Here is a 19,460-nt window from a genome sequence, read left to right on the forward strand (position 1 = left end):
AGCTCAACCTGTGGTTAGAGCTCGTTTTTTTATGCTAAGTGCTTTTATCTTTATTGCATTTAGGCAATAAAGTTCATGTATAAACCGATAATACAAATAATCAGTAAGGCAAAGCCTAGTACTCTGAAGAAAACTTTACTGTCTTGTGCTTGGATATGATTATGGAATTTTTGCCCTAATAAATGACCGATAAAGGCACAAGGAAGCAACCAAATTTGATGGATTAACTGTAAGTCGATACCTGCGATTAAAAAGGAAATCATTTTAATCATGACTAGGATAAACCAGAGTACAAATAAGGTGTCTCTGAGCTGTTGTCTAGCCACATGGGTTGCATATACGGCCACAATTAAAGGGGCGCCAATTAATGATGTGCCACTGACATAACCACCCATCATCAGAAAAACATTATCTAGCCATTTATTGTTACTTTTGAAGGGCTTATCCAAAATATAAGAAATGGCAAAAAAGATGACAATGCCAAAAATAATGCCAGTAATCAGGTTGGATGGCAGAGTTAATAAGCCAAATACGCCGATGAGTTTTGGCACTATCATGATGCCCAGAGACTTTTTCAGGTAAGCCCAATCAATATTGCTTTGACCTGCTTCTGGGTCTAACTTTGCCTGCTTCTTGCTTTGTCTATGTCCCTTGATGGCGATCCAGCTAGAGAAAATAAGCAGATGAATAGCGATAACAGGTAAATATACCAAGGGGTCGTTATGGATTAATAATAAGAAGGGTAAAGCGAGGACAGCGCCACCAAAACCTAATCCACTCCTGACAAAGCCGCTCCAAATAAAAACCAGACCAATGGCAATGTACTGCCAAAGAAATAAATCCATCATGGATGAGATCCTAATGTTTAAAAGAGATCATATTGAATAAAGAGGACGAATCTTAACATAGGGGATGAGCAGAATTATGCAAAGAGGTGAACAATACTCATAAAATTGCAGGAGATGAAATCATTAGGGAAGACAGTTTCCCTAATGATGTTAGAAAGGCGGTGATCAAAATGCGTCAGGGAGTTTTGGCCGTTCAAAATCCACTACTTGCCTTGGGTCTGTTTCAGCTTGGCCCCAAGATTGCTCTAAGGGAATCACTCCAGCCCATACGGGCCAGTCATAGTCTTCTTCATCGTCAACTGGAGGTTCAGCTCTGACTTTTGTTGAGGCTTCATTGATTGGAATCCTGACTAGGCCTGTTGCTTTAAGTTCTTGCTCGTTCACCGGTCTTAGGGCTTCCCAACGACTTGGAGACACCTTATCGAGAAAGATTTTAAGTTGGCGCTCTTTTTCAATTGGATCAGTAATCGTTTCTGGGGTACCAAATAAGGTTACAGAACGATAGTTAACTGAGTGATGCATAGCAGAGCGAGCCATTACTAAGCCATCTAAGTGAGTCACATTGATACAGACTGCTTGATTCACCGCATTTTTGACGTTGCGAGCCGAAGCCAGACCGTGCCAGTAAAAGTAATCTCCATCACGCCAATGGCAAGTGGGTACAACAAAGGGTTGACCATTGATGCTCTGCGCTACATGACACATAAGAGAGGCATCCAATATTTCGAACATAGTTTCTTTATCGTAACTTGCTCGTTTTGCCCCACGCCTAACCTTGCTCTTCTCTGTTTTTAATTCGTCAGACTGGCTCATGCTATCCCCCTAATCTGCGTTCTAGTGTCGCGTATTTTAATAATTTAGCCTGTAGCTGATTACGTACTGCTGGCCATTCACTTTGAATAATGGAATAGCAAACCGTATCCCTTAAAGAGCCATCTGGCATGATTTGATGATTACGTAGTATGCCGTCTTGTTTTGCGCCTAATCTTTCGATCGCTGCTCTTGAAGCCTGATTCATAAAGTGGGTTTGAAGCTCCACAGCAATCGCTTGATTAGATTCAAACAAATGCTGTAACAGCAAAAGCTTACAACGAGTATTAACACTTGTTCGACGGGCTGGTTCTAGGTACCAGGTGTAACCTATCATGGCCCTTTTATGTTCAGCCTTAATATCATAAAAACGAGTCGAGCCGACTAGTTCACCTGTCTCTTTTAATCGAACCACAAAGCAAATTTGGTCCTTCGCAGAAAGAGCCTTTTCTACATAAGTGGCTGCTTTTGCTTTAGTTGGAATACTGGTGAACCAGAGCTGCTCTGCATCTTGATCTGAGACAGCTTCTGCAATCTCATGACTATGTTGATGCTTTAGTCTCTCAAGCTGTAAAAAATCATCTTCAAGCTTGTCTATCTCAAACCACATACTTATCCCCCTTTGTATCTATTAACTATTCGACTCTTAAGCTGTAGCTAAAGAATTTTGTACCTTGCTCAAAGCCTATTTTTTCGTATAAGGCTTGGGCATTGAAGTTGTCTTTAGCTGTACTCAGATCAACTCGGATAGCTCCGCGTTCTAAAGCAAATTCTTTGACTCTGGAGATTAAAGCTTCTGCAACACCCTTTTTTCTGTGTTCAGGCATAACAAATAAATCATTTAAAACAATGATCTTTCCTAAAGACGTCGATGAAAAAGTGGTGTAATTCAAGACAAAACCTTGTGCTTCTTGGTTCTCGTCATAGGCAATAAATATGTCTGCTTCTTGGTTATCCAAACGCTCTTTTAGGTAAGTGCGATACTTGTTTGGATTGGACTCTTTTTTGTAAAAAATCATGTATTGGTTAAATAGGGCTGTCACTTGGTTTAACTCATCTTGCGTGACACTTTTAATCTGGGTAGCCATAAAACCTCCTGTTAAATTGAATGATGAAAGGACTTGAACAGAATATGAACTTCTGGATATATTAAAAATATCCAGAATAAATAAAAAAAGGCATACCAGATTGAATGAATCAAATGCAACTTTAAGGCTAACAATTGATCATCAATCAGGTGTGGCTAGGTATCGCCAGTTGCTGGAGCAATTTAAAGGGCTTTTTAGTGGCCAGTATTTGCAAGAAGGAGACAAGCTCCCTTCCAGCCGTGAACTTGCCTCTATGTTAGGGCTTTCTCGCTCTACCACGATTAAGGTGTATGACATATTAATCAGTGAAGGTTACCTAGTAAGCCAGCCTAAAAAAGGCTTGTATGTTGCCCATATGGCAGCTTTGTTACCGGGTGAGCTTGAACTAGCTAAGCGCCCTCCTCTTAAGCGAGCAAAAAATAAAAAATCGATGTTGAATGAACCTATTCAATTAGGGTCAGGCATAGATGTGAGTGCTTTTCCCCATAAGGCATGGGCAGCGTCGATGCGCCGTAGCTGGCTAAATCCAGATATAGGTGTGATTCAAGGGGAATATCATAACGGTCTACCTAGATTGAAAGAGTATCTAGCGGACTACCTCGCCAACGTGCGTGGATTAGAGTGCGATCAAGAACAAATTATTATCACATCAGGTAATCGAGATGCATTAAGCATTATGAGCCATGCTCTATTATCTGATTATCAAGATGAGGCCAGAGTTTGGCTAGAAAACCCCTGCTTCCCTGCTATGTCCCGCTTTTTTCAATGGCTTGGGCGAGACTTAAAGCCTTTACCTGTTGATCAAGAAGGGGCTGCGACACCTAAGCTAACACATGCCAAGCCTAACCATCTGCACCTAGCCTTGATTACACCTAATCGGCAGTATCCATTAGGTATGGCGATGAGCTCTTTAAGGCGACAAGAATGGTTAACGCTTTTATCTCAGGTTAACTCTCACGTAGAAGGTAAGGTTCAGGTGAAAGATGCCGGACTCTGGGTCATAGAAGATGACTACGACAATGAGTTTTATTATCAAGGTCGGCTCGGTGTGCCTCTGATGAATCTAGATGAGAGCCAGCGAACATTCTTATTAGGCAGCTTTTCTAAGATTATGTTTAGAGGCTTACGCTTAGGCTATATTGTTGCTCCCAAAGCTCATATTGAGCGTATTAAGAAGAGCCAAAGGCAATTAGGTCCAAGTGCTTCTCTGCCTATGCAGTCAGCCTTGTTAGACTTTATGGAGCATGGCCATTTTAATGCGCACTTACGTCGTATGAGGCGACTTTATCGTGATAAACGTGATTATCTAGAGATACAAATTAACCACTATCTAGGGAAATATTGTGATTGGCAAAAGCCAAACGGTGGCATGCATACACTTGTTTATTTAAAAGAAAAATGGACACAAAAGTGGAGAGAGTTAGAGCACAATAAACTAGCTTGTTTGGATCAGGCCTTGATGGAAAGTTTATTAGAAAAGGGAATGCATATTTCTGCTCTTAGTCCATATTATTTTGAAAAAAACAATATAAAACAAGGCTTTGTATTGGGGTTTACTGAGCCTAGCAAAACAGATATTGATACTATATTAGCGGCTGCAGAGAAGCAGCTAAGCATTTTTTTACAACAAAAATAAAAAATGCCGAGTTACCCCGGCACTTTTAATTAGCTTAACCAACCTTATCCATACTGGCTTCTATTGGAAGCTTTTGTAATACATAAGAACCTGGTGCCGCGGCCAATGAGATATCTTTGGAAATCTCTCTCGCGGGTACTTTTTCTGCCGTATCTTGCTCTTCACTCCAGCTTTGCCAGTGAGTCCACCAAGAACCTGTGTGATGGTCTGCTGATTTCACCCAAGATTGCGCATCTTGGGCATTGATATCACCACCTGCCCAATAGCCATACTTGTTTTTAGCGGGTGGATTAATTACACCAGCAATGTGGCCAGACTCGCCAAGTACAAAGGTAACCTTGCCTTTAAGGTATTTACTGCCGCTAAAGGTGCTTTCCCAACCTGCAATGTGATCATCTTTGGCAGAGAGGAAATAAACAGGCACCTTGATCTTAGAAAGATCGATACCAACACCGTCAATTTCTAACCCTTTAGGTTCTTTTAGCAGGTTATTTAGGTAGAGTTTTCGCAAAATATCGTTATGACAAGCGGCTGCAATATTAGTGGAATCACTGTTCCAATAGAGAAGATCAAAGTCTAGCGGACTCTCTCCTTTGAGATAGTTCTTCACATAATAATTCCAGAACAAGCTGTTTTCTCGTAATAAGCTAAAGGTAGATTCGATCAGGCGACCGTCCATATAGCCACGTATCTTATTCTGGGTTTCTATCGCCGTAATGGTTGGCTCATTGATGAAAACACCAATTTCACCTGGGTTGCTGAATTCAAGCATGGTGGTTAAGAGAGTCATGCTCTTAATACGCTGCTTCATTCGCTTACTGACCATGTAAGCTGCTGTTGTTGAAAGCAGCATACCGCCTACACAGTAACCGATAGCATTAACATGTTGCTCGCCCGTTAGATCTTCAATTTTTTCTAGGGCAGGAATCACGCCACGAGTAGCATAGTGGCCAAACTCGTATTCAGCGAGTGATTCATCTGGGTTAACCCAAGAAATCATAAAGACACTGTGGCCTTGGGCTACCAGCCAGCGTACCAGTGAGTTTTGCTCGCGCATGTCCATCACATAGTATTTATTGATGAAAGGCGGCACGATTAAAATAGGACGTTTAGCAACCGTTTCTGTACTTGGGTGGTACTGAAGCAACTCGATTAGTTCGTTACGAAACACGACTTCCCCTGGTGTTGAAGCAAGGTCAACACCGACTTTAAAGGCGTCTTGTTTGGTTAGGCGTACTTTTAATACATCCGCACTGATTTTCATGTCCTCTTGTAATTGAGACATGCCTTTCACTAGGTTTTCACCTTTAGATTCAAAGGTTAAGCGGATCAGCTCTGGGTTGGTTGAAAGGAAATTAGTAGGAGAAAGTGCATTAATCATCTGCCTAGTAAAAAAGTTAAGGCGTTCTTTGGTTGCTTTCTCTAGTCCGTTAGAATTATCTATCATTTGCAGCATATTGCGGCTAAAGAGTAGATAGGACTGTTTTAACACATTGAATAAAACCTGCTCTTTCCAAGCTGGGTCATCAAAGCGCTTATCGCCTTTTTCAATGCTAATGGCATCATCTATTTCTGGGTGAACTGCTTGCATCAGGGAGGTTTGCCAAATGTTCATTTGATCGTGCCACCACTGAATTTGTGTATCCATCATTTTTAATGGGTTTTGTGCTGCTTCTTCAACCCACTGACCTAAATCTTGGCTGTTAAGTTGAACTAAGGCTTCTTGCATGGGGTTGTTGACGGGCTTTTGCTGCATATTTTTAACTATGGCAGCATTGCACTCACACAGTTTCTCGAAAATCTCTCCATACATATTTGGGCTGAACATTTGCACCTCCTGATTTGCTGTGCGTGCAGCTCATCTTGAAAAAAGGTGATAGGCAACAAATTTTGCTGCCCCATCACCCACACGGGATTAGATTAAGTAGTTGGTGCTGCTTTCTTCATAGCTGTTGCCGCTAGTTCATCTAGGTTGCCCTTGAATGACTGTGCGATTTCAGACATACGTTTGCCGTCTTCAATTAATGATTGGCTCAGCTCAGTGAAGGTTTCAGCTTGTTTGGTATTAAACTCGATTAAGCTAGTAACGTCTTTTACAGCCGTTGCGTTCTTAATTTGGTTAATGCCAATATCAGCGTATTTCTTCATAGCTTCAAGCTGTAAGTTAGTGGTTTCTTCGATGTTTTTTACTAACATCTCGTTGTAGCTAGTAAAAGGGGACATCATATTTTCTGTTTGTGAAGAAAATGTTTTAAATAGTTCGCTATACATACTGAATCACTCCTAATTGCTGGTATACGATGGTTTTTGCTACTTAATTTCTGCTTGTTCCATAAATCATCTTTCTTGTTGGTATGTAGGCTGATCTGGTCCAGAGGGTTATTATTCTTTCGATTAATGCTGGCCAGACCTAGATACCTAATCCAAGAAAGGTTTTGGCCTGTTTAACAGGCCAAACTGGTTATCATCAATGCATGTATTGTCCGCCATTGATTGATAAGGTTTCACCTGTGATAAAACCACTATCCTTGCTTGCTAAATAAGCAACGGCTGCCGCAACTTCTTTTGGCTCAGCCAAACGGTTAACTGGAATTTGAGCGGTAATAGATTCGATTACACTGGTTTTTAATTCTTCAACCATAGGGGTTTTTGTATAACCCGGGGCTACAGCATTTACTGTAACGCCTTTACGAGCACCTTCCATTGCAAGTGCTTTAGTAAAACCTATCATGCCTGCTTTTGCAGCTGCATAATTAGTTTGACCAAACTGACCTTTTAATCCATTTATTGAAGAGATATTAATTATTCTGCCATAACCCTTTTCACACATAACATTAAAAACTGGCTGACTAACATTAAATAAACTATTTAAATTGGTATCAATAACATCACGCCATTGTTTATAGTCCATTTTTTTAAACTGAGTATCACGTGTAATACCTGCGTTATTGACTAATACATCAAAACGTCCTAGCTCTTTGTAAAGTTTTTCTAACTCAACTGAACATTCTTCATTATCAGTTACATCCATAAAGGCGAACTTTACACTCTCCTTATCAATGTCATAATCGCTCAACCACTGTGATAAAACGTCAGCAGGTTTTTGACGACATATAGCGACTACCTGATAGCCTTCTTCGATTAACTTCTTACATGTAATGCTGCCTATTCCGCCAATAGCGCCAGTTACTAGAGCGATAGGTGTAAAGTTATTCATAATTCCATCCTTTGACTCGTTGTCAGACTAAGTTTTTTGGGTAATAAATCGTCTACATCATTTATACGGATAAAATATTTCAATTTATTGACATCTTTAGTCAGGCAATTTATAAGCCATTTTAAAATCATTGAGTAATATTTTATTTATATAGTGATTATTTTAGTGATAAATTCTGTAACAAAAACATGAGCTTATATTAGAATTAAACTTATTTAATTTGTTCTTAAAAATTTAAACTCATTAAATTTCATTACTTTTAATAAGGGAAATAAATACATTTAAATGCACATTTTTTGTGCATGAGAATAAATGTAACTCAATGTATTTATTGTGAATTAGTATTCACGATTAGTTATTTTTATTTTTCCAATTTATTAAAAAACAATGGTTTGGATTATATTTAATTAATATGACAAGTTGCTTTTTATTATATAAAAGTCATGGTCTATCAGATTTGATACAAATGATGATACTAGTGAAATAGAACAAAAAATTACTACTTTGTTTATTTATTACTTAGGTATTAAGTATTTAAATGAGTTTGTATTTTTTATCTAAATAGGTATTTCTCATTAGAGTCCAATGAGTTAGAGGAAAGCAGACGATAAAACCAACTGGCTTTTGTTGTAAGCAAGGTAATCTTTATCAAAAAGTTGTGAATCTGATTCAAATAAACACAAGCCTCTTTGGCAAACTAAGTTATGATAGGCGCAGCTAGTTCCTTACAGGGTTTAACAAATTTTGATTTTAATATTTAGAGGAATAAAACAAGATGTTTAAGCAAATGCTTACCTTTGTAACTGTATTAACCTGTACCCTTTTAACTTTTAATGCTGTAGCCGCTGGTCACATGGGTGTGATGGTTATGGACGCACAAGCGAGAGCTATGCCTCCTGGCTCAAAAAATAGTGCAGCTTACTTTACCTTGATGAATCATAAGCAAGAGGCAATTAGCCTAGTGAGTGCTAAAAGTGATGTATCTAAGGTAACTGAGTTCCATAATCATTTGATGATTGATGGTGCTATGAGTATGCGTAAAGTACCTAGCGTAGAGATAGCAGCAGGTGAGAGCTTATCTTTCAAGCCAGGTAGCTATCATGTCATGCTAATTGGCTTAACTCAAAACTTGAAACCGGGTGAACAAGTAACCATTCAGCTGAATCTTGCTAATGGTGAAAGCATGATGGTTAAAGCGGATATTGTTATGCCTGCAGATATTAAAGAAGCGGCAACATCTGACAAGCACGCTAACCATTCTATGAACCACTAACCTAGACTCGGTATGTGCTTGTATGAGAAGCCCTGATATTGCATCAGGGCTTTTTTATGCTAACGCACTTTTTAAGTGCGTTAATTTTGAGGCTTTAAGCCCTTATTGGACTATTTTTTGGCTAGATATCCCTTATTGCAGAGTAAACGCGTATGATGGGCCTTATATACATTAGCCATTGAAAAGAGGCTGAAATAAGCAAATTGTTCAATTTATACTGGCTAAACAGCTTAAATACTCCTTCCTAGAAATCGTTAGAAAGTAGATAGTTTCCATGACAGATAAGAATCGACACTTTATTTTTGGCTATGGCAGTTTGATCAATGCTACCAGTCGAGCAAAAACAGGTGAAACAGGGCAAGTGTGGCCTGTGAGAATTGCGGGTTACCAAAGAAATTGGTCGGTTATGTCAACCGAGTATGGTATGAGCTCTGTGGCAGTGATTCCTGTGAAAGACGCCTATTGTAATGGTGTTCTGATTGAAATTGATGAGTCAGAAATCCCTTCTTTTGATGAAAGAGAAAGGGGTTATGAACGCTCTCAAGTGAGTTTAGAGCAACTGACTGCATATCAAGGGCAAAGTTTACCTCAAGGGACTATCTGGATTTATCATAGTCACGAAATCGCTCAACCGACTCAAGATTGCCCCATTGCTTTGAGTTATGTTGATGTGATTTTGTCTGGCTGCTTGTCCTTAGGTGAAAGCTTTGTGCAAGATTTCTTATCTCTCACAAAAGGTTGGCACCACCCTTTGATAAACGATAGACAAGCCCCACGCTATCCTAGAGTTCAACCAGAATTGAATACCAATGACTTTATTTCGCTATTAGAGTCTGTTACTAAAAAATCTAAACAAGAGTTATCTGTATCTTATGAGTCTTAATTCAACCAGTTTATTGCTTGAGCGTTCTGCTTCGCAATTTACAGGCAAGGTGTTATTTGCCAATCCGGAAGACAGCTTCCCACTTACTCTCCTCGATCAAGCTGACTGCTTTGCTTGGTGCCAATCTAAGACAGTGTTTAATCAACTGTCTCGTGCTGGTATGGATGAGAGCAAAATGGCTTTTGCAGCCACTTGGGAGCATGACACAGCCGATTTTGACCATATCATTATTTATCAACCGAAAGCGAAAGAGCTTTTAGACTTCCTGCTTGCGGTTTGTTTACCTCTATTAAAAATGGGTGGACAGGTTTGGTTAGTTGGAGACAACAAAAGTGGTGTTAAGTCGGCTTATAAGAAGCTAAATACCGGTCTAGAAAATGTGGGCAAGGTAGAAGGTGCGAAACACTGCCTATTATATGTGGGGGATAAACAAGCAGAGTCCCCTGCTTTTAACTATGAGAGCTGGGTGAAAACTTGGACTCAAGAGGTTGCGGGTAAAAGCATCATTCTAAAGAGTCTTCCTGGTGTCTTTGGCCACGGTAAGTTGGATCTAGGTACTAAGCTCTTTTTAGAGCAGCTTGATCAACACCGATTTATGAGCCAAGTGAGCGATGCTCGCATGCTAGATTTTGGCTGTGGCGACGGTATCATTTCTATTTGGTTAGCCATGCATACTAATGCCCGCATTACGGCATTGGATGATAGCGCTTTGGCGATTGAAGCAACTAAAATGAGTTGTGAAGCCAATGGCGTGTTAGAGAAAATGACCTTCTTAGGCTCTAATGGGCTGACTGAAGTGAAGGGCAGATTTAACTACATCTTCTCTAATCCTCCTTTTCATAAAGGGACTGATACAGACTATTCGATTGCTGAGAATTTCATTATGAATGCGAAGCAGCATTTAACTTTAAATGGTGAGCTGTTTATTGTCGCCAATGATTTCTTACGTTATCCATCTATCATAGATGCGGCTTTAGGTACGCATACCCGTCTTAATCGTGCGCAAGGTTTTGCTATCTACCACGCCCGTCAGAAGAAGCCTAAATAGAGTCTCAGGTGTTCAAGGTATAAAAAAAGCGGTTTGTATTAAACAAGCCGCTTTTTTATTGTCTGCACTTTTTCAATCTAAGCTGGTATTAAACAAACTCTGCTAAACGACCTTCTTCAACTGCATGACAGGCAATCATTTGGTTTTCTGCTGCTTTTAAAACAGGTGCTTCTTGATTGCACTTGTCATTAGCATGCATACAACGACCATGAAAAGCACAACCCGCAGGTGGATTCAGTGGCGATGGCAGCTCCCCTTCAAGTTTGATACGAGTACGGCGTTTATCAGCATTGAGTTGAGGTGTACTAGACAATAGTGCTTGAGTATAAGGATGTTTAGGCGATCTAAAGATATCCTCTTTTTTACCTTGCTCAACGACCTTACCTAGATACATGACAATGACATCATCAGCGATATGCTCAACAACTGATAAGTCATGAGAAACAAACACATAGCTCAAACCAAACTCTTGCTGTAAGTCCATCATCAGATTGAGTACCTGAGCTTGTACGGATACATCAAGGGCTGACACAGGCTCGTCAGCGACGATAATGTTAGGGTCTAGCATCAGGCCTCTAGCAATCGCAATACGTTGACGCTGACCACCAGAGAACATATGAGGGTATCTATCATAGTGTTCTTGCTTAAGTCCTACTTTCGCCATCATGCTCAAGGCTTTAGCTTTACGTTCCGCTTTACCCATATTGCTATTGATAACGAGAGGTTCTTCTAGAATCGCACCAATTTTTTTACGAGGGTTAAGTGAGCCGTAAGGGTTTTGGAATATGATCTGAATTTTCTGACGCAGCTTTTCTTGCTCAGATTTATTCAAATTAAGTAGATCAGCTCCTTCAAAGTCGATTTCGCCTGCTGTAGGTGTTTCTATCATGGTAAGCATGCGACCTAGAGTCGATTTACCACAACCTGATTCACCTACTACGGCAAGCGTACGTCCTTTCTCCAAAGTAAAGCTAACGCCATCTACCGCTTTCACGACAGCATCGTCTTTAAACAGTCCTTGTTTAACTTGGTAATGCTGTTTTAGTTCGCTGGCTTTAAGGATGACCTCAGCCGATGTATTTAACTGGCTCATAGACTTGGTCTCCCTTCATTGTTTAGAGGTGTGTGACATTTAACTTGGCGATCAAGTTCACCTTGTGTTGCCGGTTCGATTTCACGACATTCTGCGCTTGCATAAGGGCAACGTGGACTCAAAAGACAGCCTTTAGGTCTGTCATATTGGCCAGGCACCACACCTGGAAGGGCTTCTAAGCGTGAAGCACCACTAGATGATTCAGGTAATGACTTCAAAAGAGCTTGAGTGTAAGGGTGCTTAGGACTTTTAAAGACTTCGCTAGCTGGGCCTGATTCAACAATTTGACCAGCGTACATAACGATGACTTTATGAGCGACTTCAGCAACGAGGGCAAGGTCGTGGGTAATCAAAACCAGACCCATTTTCTTTTTGCGCTGCAGGTCAATCAAGAGGTCAATAATTTGTGCCTGAATGGTAACATCCAAGGCTGTGGTCGGTTCATCAGCAATCAAAAGTTTAGGATTACAGGCAATCGCCATAGCAATCATAATACGTTGGCTCATACCGCCAGATAGTTGATGCGGATAAGCGCTTAAACGTGTCTCAGGGGCAGGAATACCCACTTGAGTAAGTAGCTCTATAGTACGTGCCTTGAGCTCTTTTTTGCTGCCACCCTGATGGGTTTTTAACGCTTCCATTATTTGATAACCCACATTAAAACAAGGATTTAAGCTTGTCATAGGGTCTTGGAATATCATGGCAATATCAGAACCAGTAAGCTGACGTCTCTGCTTCTCAGGCATACTAAGTAGATCTTGCTGCTGAAAGCTCAGCTCTTTCGCTTCCACCTTACCAGGGAAGTCAATCAAGCCCATGATAGATAAGGAGCTAACACTTTTACCTGAGCCAGACTCACCTACTATACCTAATACTTCGCCTTCTTCTACTTTGTAACTAATATTGTCTACCGCTTTGAATTTACCAAAGGTGACGGAAAGGTTTTCGAGTTGTAACAGTGACATCACAACCTCCTACTGTTTCAACTTAGGGTCAAGAGCGTCGCGTAAACCATCGCCCATGAGGTTAAAGGCTAATACTGTGATAAGTATCATAAGACCTGGGAAGGTAACGACCCACCATGCACGTTGTACGAACTGCAAAGCATCCGCCAACATACTGCCCCATTCAGGAATAGGAGGCTGTGCACCTAAACCTAGAAAGCCTAGGGCTGCCATATCTAGAATGGCACTGGAGAAACCAAGGGTTGCCTGTACGATTAAGGGCGCTAAACAGTTAGGTAAAACGCATACAAACATAAGGCGAAGCGGGCTTGCACCTAATACGCGTGAAGAGGTGACATAGTCTTTACTCATCTCTGCCAAGGTTGCGGCACGCGTTAACCTGACATAATGAGGTAAAGAGACCACCGAGATGGCTAGTGCAGCATTGACTATGCTTGGTCCTAAAATCGCAACGATAGCGATTGCTAAAAGTAAGCTAGGCATCGCCAACATAATGTCAACAATACGCATAATGGCAGTATCAACAATGCCACGGTTATAACCGGCGATTAAGCCAAGAAAGATGCCGACAACCAAAGACGCTGATACTGCAACTAGTCCGACAGAAAGTGACAATCTGGCACCATGCATAAGACGCGATAAAATATCACGACCAACGTCATCAGTACCTAAGATATATTGCCAGTTTCCACCTTCTAGCCATGCGGGAGGCAGTAGCAACGCCGAGCGGTTTTGTATGGATGGCGTGTGGGGCGCGATCCAATCGGCAAAAAGGGCGATAAAACAGATAAAAACAATAAAGATAAAACCAGCGAGTGCGCCTTTGTTTGCACTGAAATAATGCCAAAACTCTTGAAATGGCGTCATAGGTACGGGTGCATTATCGTAAGCTGCATCTTGTTCTTTTGTGCTTGCACTGTCAGATGTTTGTGTTTGATTCATCATTTATTCCTAGTGACTTTTCCTAATTGCATTGATACGTAATTAATTACTGTGTCGAATGCGCGGGTTAATGATGCCGTAGGTCAGGTCGACTAACAGATTGACTATGATAATGATGGTGGCAACGATCAGTATGCCTCCTTGAACAACGGGATAATCACGACGTCCAATAGATTCAATTAACCATTTACCGATACCAGGCCAAGCAAAAACAGTTTCCGTTAAAATCGCGCCACTTAACAGTATGCCGACTTGGAGACCGATAACGGTTATCACAGGAATAAGCGCATTACGTAGCGCGTGAATGACGATGACGCGCCAAGGTGCTATGCCTTTAGAGCGAGCGGTACGTATATAGTCTTCGCTCAGAACCTCTAGCATAGAAGAACGTGTCATACGGGCGATTACCGCCATAGGGATGGTGCCGAGTACGATACTAGGTAATATGAGATGAGAAACGGCTGAACTGAATGCGCCTTCTTCATCAGACAATAGAGAGTCAATCAACATAAAGCCGGTGACATCTTCTATCCAGAAAACGACGTCTATGCGCCCCGATACTGGGGTCCAGCCCAGATTAACCGAGAACACCAGCATAAGAAGCAATGCCCACCAGAAAATTGGCATGGAATACCCAGTAAGTGAGAACGTCATCACCGAGTGATCAAATAAGGTGCCTCGCCTTACTGCCGCAATAATGCCTGCAGGCAAACCGACTAGGATAGCAAAAATAGCGGCACAAAAAGCCAGCTCGACCGTAGCTGGAAATAGGGTTAAAAACTCACTTAAGACTGGCTCGCGTGTAACAAGTGAATTGCCCAAATCACCTTGAAAAATCCCTTTTACATATTGGAAGTATTGAATGTAGAGCGGCTGATCTAAGCCAAGTTCTGCACTCAATTTGGCGTGTCTCTCCGCTGAAACGCCACGCTCACCAGCCATAACCTCGATAGGGTCGCCTGGAATAAGTCGAATAAGGGTAAAAGTCAGTAATGTGATACCAATAAATGTTGGTATTACTAAGCTGAGTCGTTTGAAAATAAACTGAAACATAGTGAATCTCTAGATGGTGAGTTTCTTTGTAAGAAACTGATCTCTAAGAAAAAGGAGGGATAATAAAAAAACTGGAGAACCAAGCCCCACGCTTGATTCCCCAGAATTCTTGCTACTACTTCTCTAAACTAACGTTATAGAAGTGGTGACCGCCAAGTGGGTCAATCTTGTAGCCTTTAACTTCTTTACGAATTGGCTCGTACACAACAGAGTGTGCCACTGTGATCCAAGGCGCTTCTTGCTTGAAGATTTGCTGTGCTTCTTCATAGTAAGTTGTACGTTGTGCTTGGTTAGAGGTTTCCTTAGCTTTGATCAATAGATTGTCAAAGTCAGTGTTACACCACTGTGCACGGTTAGAACCGCCTACGCCATCACAACCAAGTAGTACGTATAGGAAGTTGTCTGGGTCACCATTATCACCAGTCCAACCTAGTAGTACGGTATCATGCTCACCCTTCTTAGAACGGTTTAGATACTCACCCCACTCATAGGAAACAATTTCAGCTTTAACGCCAACTTTAGCCCAGTCTTCCTGCATAACTTCCGCCATACGACGCGCATTTGGGTTGTAAGGACGTTGAACAGGCATTGCCCAAATATTGGTATCGAAGCCATTTTCATAACCCGCTTCTTTCAACAACTGCTTGGCTTTCACTGGGTCATAGTTGTAATCAATAACTTTATTGTTATATGACCACATTGTTGGTGGCAGTGGGTTTTTAGCAATTTTACCAGAACCTTGGAAAACGGTATCGATAATAGCTTGCTTGTTGGTTGCGTAGTTCAAGGCTTGACGCACTTTCGGGTTAGTGAAAGGTTCTTTTTGCGTATTGAAACCTAGGTAACCTACGTTCAGACCTTCTTGGCTCATCAAGTTGATGCTTGGGTCATTTTTCATTTGATCCAAATCAGCAGGATTTGGATAAGGCATAGCATGACATTCGCCCGCTTTCAGTTTAGCGTAACGAACAGAAGCATCAGGTGTGATAGCAAACACTAGACGATCAATTTTTGCTTTACCTTTCCAGTAATCTTTAAAAGCTGTGTAACGAATCAAAGAGTCTTTTTGATACTGAACTTTTTGGAAAGGGCCTGTTGCTACTGGGTCAATATCTAGTTTTTCAGGCGTACCTTTTTTCATCAAGTAATCTGCTTGCTCAGCAGAGAAGATAGATGCAAAGTCCATTGCTAGGTTAGCTAGGAAAGGCGCTTCTGGCTGGTTAAGCTCAAATTTCACTGTGTAATCATCAACACGTACTATGTCTTTGATCAAACTATCCATACCCATACCTGTGAAGTACTCATAAGAGCCGCCAGATACTTTATGGTAAGGGTGGTTTGTGTCCCACTGACGAGCGAATGAGAAGATTACATCATCTGCATTAAAGTCACGGGTTGGCTTGAAAGATTTTGAAGAATGGAACTTCACACCTTTACGTAGGTGGAAAGTATAGGTTTTACCGTCGTTAGAAACTTCATAGCTTTCAGCAAGACCAGGTTCTGTTTGAGTCGTACCTAGTTTAAATTCTAGTAAGCGGTTGAACATACTTTTTGATGACGCATCAAAAGTTGTTCCCGCTGTGTAAAACGCTGGGTTGAAACCTTCTGGGCTACCTTCAGAGCAATATACGAAGGTAGATGCTGCACTTGCTGATGTTGAAATTGCGGAGGAGGCTAAAATAGCCAGCGACAATGCTGTTAACCCTTTTTTCATTTTCTATCTCCAAAACTTATTATTATGTGAAAAACGAAGAAGTCGAATCAGGTATTACTTTTGATATGTATTTTTATAGAAGGAAGTTCGCCCTGTACTTAAACTAAAGCACCCTGCTCAGCACTTCGACATACAAAGCAGGGTGGTAAAGCTCTCATCCTTGAGCCCTCTTTAGCCTAAATCTAACCTCTCCTATGCAGAGGCAAGATCTAAGGCCTGTTCGAAGACTACTTAAGCCCATCGCCAAGACCAATCGAAATAACGATATGCGCTATGCAGATAATGAATAGAAAGAATGAATAAGGTGTGCCAAGGTTCGATGATTAAAGGCTTTACAGATATTTTGGAAAAAACTGAAAGAGTCTCATTTTATTCAATTTAGCGTCAGATTTTGCAACTAATAAGAAAAATAAGCTAAAAATCAGACCTAATCACTATTTATTTATTCTCAGACTAATCCGTTTTGTTATGGCTTCATATTGTATTTTTATGTGTTTATAGCTAGTTGAGATCTGACTGAGAAAAGGGATAAAAGAGTAAAATGCTAAGGGCTTATTTCACTGATTTTTATGGCATACATATAAGCAAACTTTGCAAATTTGAATGCAAACTTCAACATAATGAAAGCAATCTAGCTATTTTTATTGAGATCAATCGTGCCTTGTTATTGTGTTAAAAGATTCAAGCTTACGCAAAAAGTAGGCCTACTTTGCCTGTGGATAAAAATGTTAACGAAATTTTTTGTTAGTACAAAAAATATACACATATGAGTTTTGTTTTAATCGGCGGGTAAAATATTGAAAGTAAGATTTCTAGCATAAAAGCTTAACGGTAAGTACTCACTTATAAGTGTTACTTGAGGGCTATAAAGAAACATTATAATTTTTAACGCTTAAGTTAGTGAGAATGAAAGCAAGTTCGTTTTCATTCTCACTAACTTAACTCTAGGATTGAAAAACAAAGAGTTAGGCTCTAATTAAGTCGGTAATTATAGGAAATAAAGTAGCGGCTAAGGTGTTATTTCCCTCAGTATCTAGATGAACACCGTCTTGAACACTAGGCTGTAGCAGGCCAGCCGCATTCACAAAAACACAGTCATTCTGCAATGCAACCTTCTGATAGGCTTGGTGGAAGCCACGAGACTTTTCTACTCCGCCTTTAAAGATATCAGCAGCTTCGCCTATTGGGGATAAAATGTTCGGCGGGGCAATTACTATGATATGTGGATTAGGAAATTGATGGTTATTTGGTTCTCTTACTTTCTTGATAATCTGCTCTACCCCTTTCGCAGCCTCATAGGCACTGGCATTGAAATAACGTTTTAGGTCATTCGTTCCTAACATTATGATGAGCAGATCAACAGGGCCAAAAATCTCCATAGCTGATTGTACAAAGCGAGCACCATTTCGACCTTCATTAAAGGGGTCATCCCAAATGGTTGTTCGACCAGGTAAACCAAAGTTAATAACTTTATGCTGAGTGCCTAATAATTCATTAAGCATCTCTGGCCAGCGGCAGTGAGTTGGAAAACGTCCGCCATTAGGTGATGCTCCCCAAGTTAAAGAGTCGCCATAACACAGGATAGTTGCCATAGTTAACCTCCGAGAATCAATTTATCTAATTGTTCTATAGAGTGTAGCTAGCATTTTTATGAATAGAGAAGTTATAGCTGTTATTCCTGATAAGGAATATTTATATGAAATGTTGCAGCATACCTAATGGACCATTAGGTATGACATGCGACTTGGTTACGGCCAAGTAATTTAGCTTGATAGAGTGCCTTGTCTGATTGACGAATTAAGTGCTCTATCCCATTGGCGTTCACCTGATGATGAGCAACGCCAAAGCTTAAAGAAATACGGAAGCTATCTTGGTTAATTTCATACTCATTATTATGAATGTTTTCCCTTAATGTATCCGCTAAGGCATGGGCTTGATTAATCGAGCAATCAAATAAGGCGATAACAAACTCTTCCCCTCCCCATCTTGCAACCAAGCTCTCTTTCGTGAAGTTAAGCTTGGTATGCTCTTTCAGCTCATGTGCTATTTGTTCCAGTATTTGATCACCATAACTATGGCCATGGTTGTCGTTAATGGTTTTGAAATAATCGATGTCGCAGGAAATAATCGCCACTTCTTGGTAACGACAAGACTTAGCTTGATAGAGCTCGAAAAAGCCTCGTCGGTTTAAGAGACCAGTTAGTGAATCTTTCTTACTTAAGCTTCTTACCGCTTTATAGTGGTTAAAGCTAAACGCTGTCATTATGCCAATGTTATTAAGAATTAAGGATATGGTATGAGCTACCACCACTATGCCAAGGATCAGCATGGGTTCTATCGATTCAAGAAGTAAATAGCAACGTAATATTTCAATTAACAAGATAATGAAGTGGGCGCTCAAGGTAATGAAATGCCCAATGTTCTTTTCTTTTTTGAATTGTTTGTAATAGATAAACGCAAAGTAACTGTGGATGCAGCCCGAGACTAATGCTTGGCCATAACTGCGTAAGCTTATGTCATCACTGGCCCCTGGTGACCAATAAATAATGCAGTAAGCTAACAGTGTCGCGGCAATCAAATAATAATTGATTGCGTGTCTGAGAAAGCGGCTTGTTGCAATATAGTAGATAATAATGGCGGCGTAATAAAAGGCTGCGGCGAGAGAGATAGGCACATAAAAAAAGTCGAAGATTCGGCTGATATATAAAACCCAGGCAACGCCAAAGATCATAAAGGAGATGCAGAAAACTTTTAAGCTATCCTGTTCTTCACGATAGTAAGCCACTAGGTTCATTAGAATAATGTTGGCCAAAATAATAATGCCTGTGCCTAGGGTCATACCAATAGATATGAGATCTGAAAGCGACATTTAAGCTCCCGTTAGTATCCA

Annotated in this window: 18 protein-coding genes; 4 read left to right on the forward strand and 14 right to left on the reverse strand. The window is 40.6% G+C overall.

Going from position 1 to position 19,460, the window contains the following annotated elements:
• Positions 1-59 precede the first annotated feature (59 nt).
• The 4 genes from TW85_RS02325 to TW85_RS02340 form a co-directional block, all read right to left on the reverse strand.
• Positions 60-848 carry a sulfite exporter TauE/SafE family protein gene (locus tag TW85_RS02325; RefSeq protein ID WP_046015467.1) on the reverse strand — a complete coding sequence of 263 codons (789 nt, stop codon included), beginning with the start codon at positions 846-848 and terminating at the stop codon, positions 60-62.
• A 165-nt stretch (positions 849-1,013) separates the two neighbouring features.
• On the reverse strand, positions 1,014-1,661 hold the full coding sequence (locus TW85_RS02330) for a pyridoxamine 5'-phosphate oxidase family protein (RefSeq protein ID WP_046015468.1): 648 nt from the start codon (positions 1,659-1,661) through the stop codon (positions 1,014-1,016).
• 1 nt (position 1,662) lies between these two features.
• The gene (locus tag TW85_RS02335) at positions 1,663-2,268 is read right to left on the reverse strand and encodes a GNAT family protein (RefSeq protein ID WP_046015469.1); all 606 of its coding nucleotides are present in this window, start codon (positions 2,266-2,268) and stop codon (positions 1,663-1,665) included.
• Positions 2,269-2,293: 25 nt separating this feature from the next.
• Positions 2,294-2,746: a GNAT family N-acetyltransferase gene (locus tag TW85_RS02340; RefSeq protein ID WP_046015470.1), complete on the reverse strand. Its 453-nt coding sequence runs from the start codon at positions 2,744-2,746 to the stop codon at positions 2,294-2,296.
• Between the two features lie 100 nt (positions 2,747-2,846).
• Here TW85_RS02340 and TW85_RS02345 point away from each other — a divergent pair, with 100 nt between their 5' ends.
• Positions 2,847-4,382 carry a PLP-dependent aminotransferase family protein gene (locus tag TW85_RS02345; RefSeq protein WP_046015471.1) on the forward strand — a complete coding sequence of 512 codons (1,536 nt, stop codon included), beginning with the start codon at positions 2,847-2,849 and terminating at the stop codon, positions 4,380-4,382.
• Between the two features lie 34 nt (positions 4,383-4,416).
• On the opposite strand, the gene phaC is transcribed toward TW85_RS02345, so the two are convergent.
• From phaC to TW85_RS02360, 3 genes are all read right to left on the reverse strand, one after another.
• Entirely contained in the window at positions 4,417-6,210 is a 1,794-nt protein-coding gene (gene phaC / locus TW85_RS02350) for a class I poly(R)-hydroxyalkanoic acid synthase (RefSeq protein ID WP_046015472.1), read from the reverse strand.
• A 92-nt stretch (positions 6,211-6,302) separates the two neighbouring features.
• On the reverse strand, positions 6,303-6,653 hold the full coding sequence (locus TW85_RS02355) for a phasin family protein (protein WP_046015473.1): 351 nt from the start codon (positions 6,651-6,653) through the stop codon (positions 6,303-6,305).
• A 196-nt stretch (positions 6,654-6,849) separates the two neighbouring features.
• On the reverse strand, positions 6,850-7,599 hold the full coding sequence (locus TW85_RS02360; RefSeq protein WP_046015474.1) for an SDR family oxidoreductase: 750 nt from the start codon (positions 7,597-7,599) through the stop codon (positions 6,850-6,852).
• Between the two features lie 775 nt (positions 7,600-8,374).
• Between TW85_RS02360 and TW85_RS02365 the strand changes: the two genes are divergently transcribed.
• The 3 genes from TW85_RS02365 (at position 8,375) to TW85_RS02375 (ending at position 10,803) form a co-directional block, all read left to right on the forward strand.
• Positions 8,375-8,872, forward strand: a complete 498-nt coding sequence (locus TW85_RS02365; protein ID WP_052701789.1) for a copper chaperone PCu(A)C — start codon at positions 8,375-8,377, stop codon at positions 8,870-8,872.
• Between the two features lie 274 nt (positions 8,873-9,146).
• Positions 9,147-9,755: a gamma-glutamylcyclotransferase family protein gene (locus TW85_RS02370; protein WP_046015475.1), complete on the forward strand. Its 609-nt coding sequence runs from the start codon at positions 9,147-9,149 to the stop codon at positions 9,753-9,755.
• Complete coding sequence (locus tag TW85_RS02375) at positions 9,745-10,803, forward strand: class I SAM-dependent methyltransferase (RefSeq protein WP_046015476.1); 1,059 nt, start codon at positions 9,745-9,747, stop codon at positions 10,801-10,803. The genes TW85_RS02370 and TW85_RS02375 overlap by 11 nt, the downstream gene beginning before the upstream one ends.
• An 88-nt stretch (positions 10,804-10,891) precedes the next feature.
• Here the strand turns inward: TW85_RS02375 and TW85_RS02380 are convergent, their stop codons facing one another.
• From TW85_RS02380 to TW85_RS25290, 7 genes are all read right to left on the reverse strand, one after another.
• Complete coding sequence (locus tag TW85_RS02380) at positions 10,892-11,896, reverse strand: peptide ABC transporter ATP-binding protein (RefSeq protein WP_046015477.1); 1,005 nt, start codon at positions 11,894-11,896, stop codon at positions 10,892-10,894.
• On the reverse strand, positions 11,893-12,861 hold the full coding sequence (dppD, locus tag TW85_RS02385; protein WP_046015478.1) for a dipeptide ABC transporter ATP-binding protein: 969 nt from the start codon (positions 12,859-12,861) through the stop codon (positions 11,893-11,895). The genes TW85_RS02380 and dppD overlap by 4 nt, the downstream gene beginning before the upstream one ends.
• Before the next feature lie 9 nt (positions 12,862-12,870).
• Positions 12,871-13,806, reverse strand: coding sequence for a dipeptide ABC transporter permease DppC (dppC, locus tag TW85_RS02390; protein ID WP_082827981.1), 936 nt, complete (start codon positions 13,804-13,806; stop codon positions 12,871-12,873).
• Positions 13,807-13,845: 39 nt separating this feature from the next.
• Complete coding sequence (locus TW85_RS02395) at positions 13,846-14,856, reverse strand: ABC transporter permease subunit (RefSeq protein ID WP_046015479.1); 1,011 nt, start codon at positions 14,854-14,856, stop codon at positions 13,846-13,848.
• A 115-nt stretch (positions 14,857-14,971) separates the two neighbouring features.
• A complete protein-coding gene (locus tag TW85_RS02400; RefSeq protein ID WP_046015480.1) occupies positions 14,972-16,570 on the reverse strand; it encodes an ABC transporter substrate-binding protein in 1,599 nt (532 codons plus the stop codon).
• 965 nt (positions 16,571-17,535) lie between these two features.
• Positions 17,536-18,162: an SGNH/GDSL hydrolase family protein gene (locus TW85_RS02405; protein WP_046015481.1), complete on the reverse strand. Its 627-nt coding sequence runs from the start codon at positions 18,160-18,162 to the stop codon at positions 17,536-17,538.
• Positions 18,163-18,296: 134 nt separating this feature from the next.
• Positions 18,297-19,439: a GGDEF domain-containing protein gene (locus tag TW85_RS25290; protein WP_052701791.1), complete on the reverse strand. Its 1,143-nt coding sequence runs from the start codon at positions 19,437-19,439 to the stop codon at positions 18,297-18,299.
• Positions 19,440-19,460 lie beyond the last annotated feature (21 nt).

Source organism: Marinomonas sp. S3726, from assembly GCF_000967665.1.
GTDB lineage: Bacteria > Pseudomonadota > Gammaproteobacteria > Pseudomonadales > Marinomonadaceae > Marinomonas.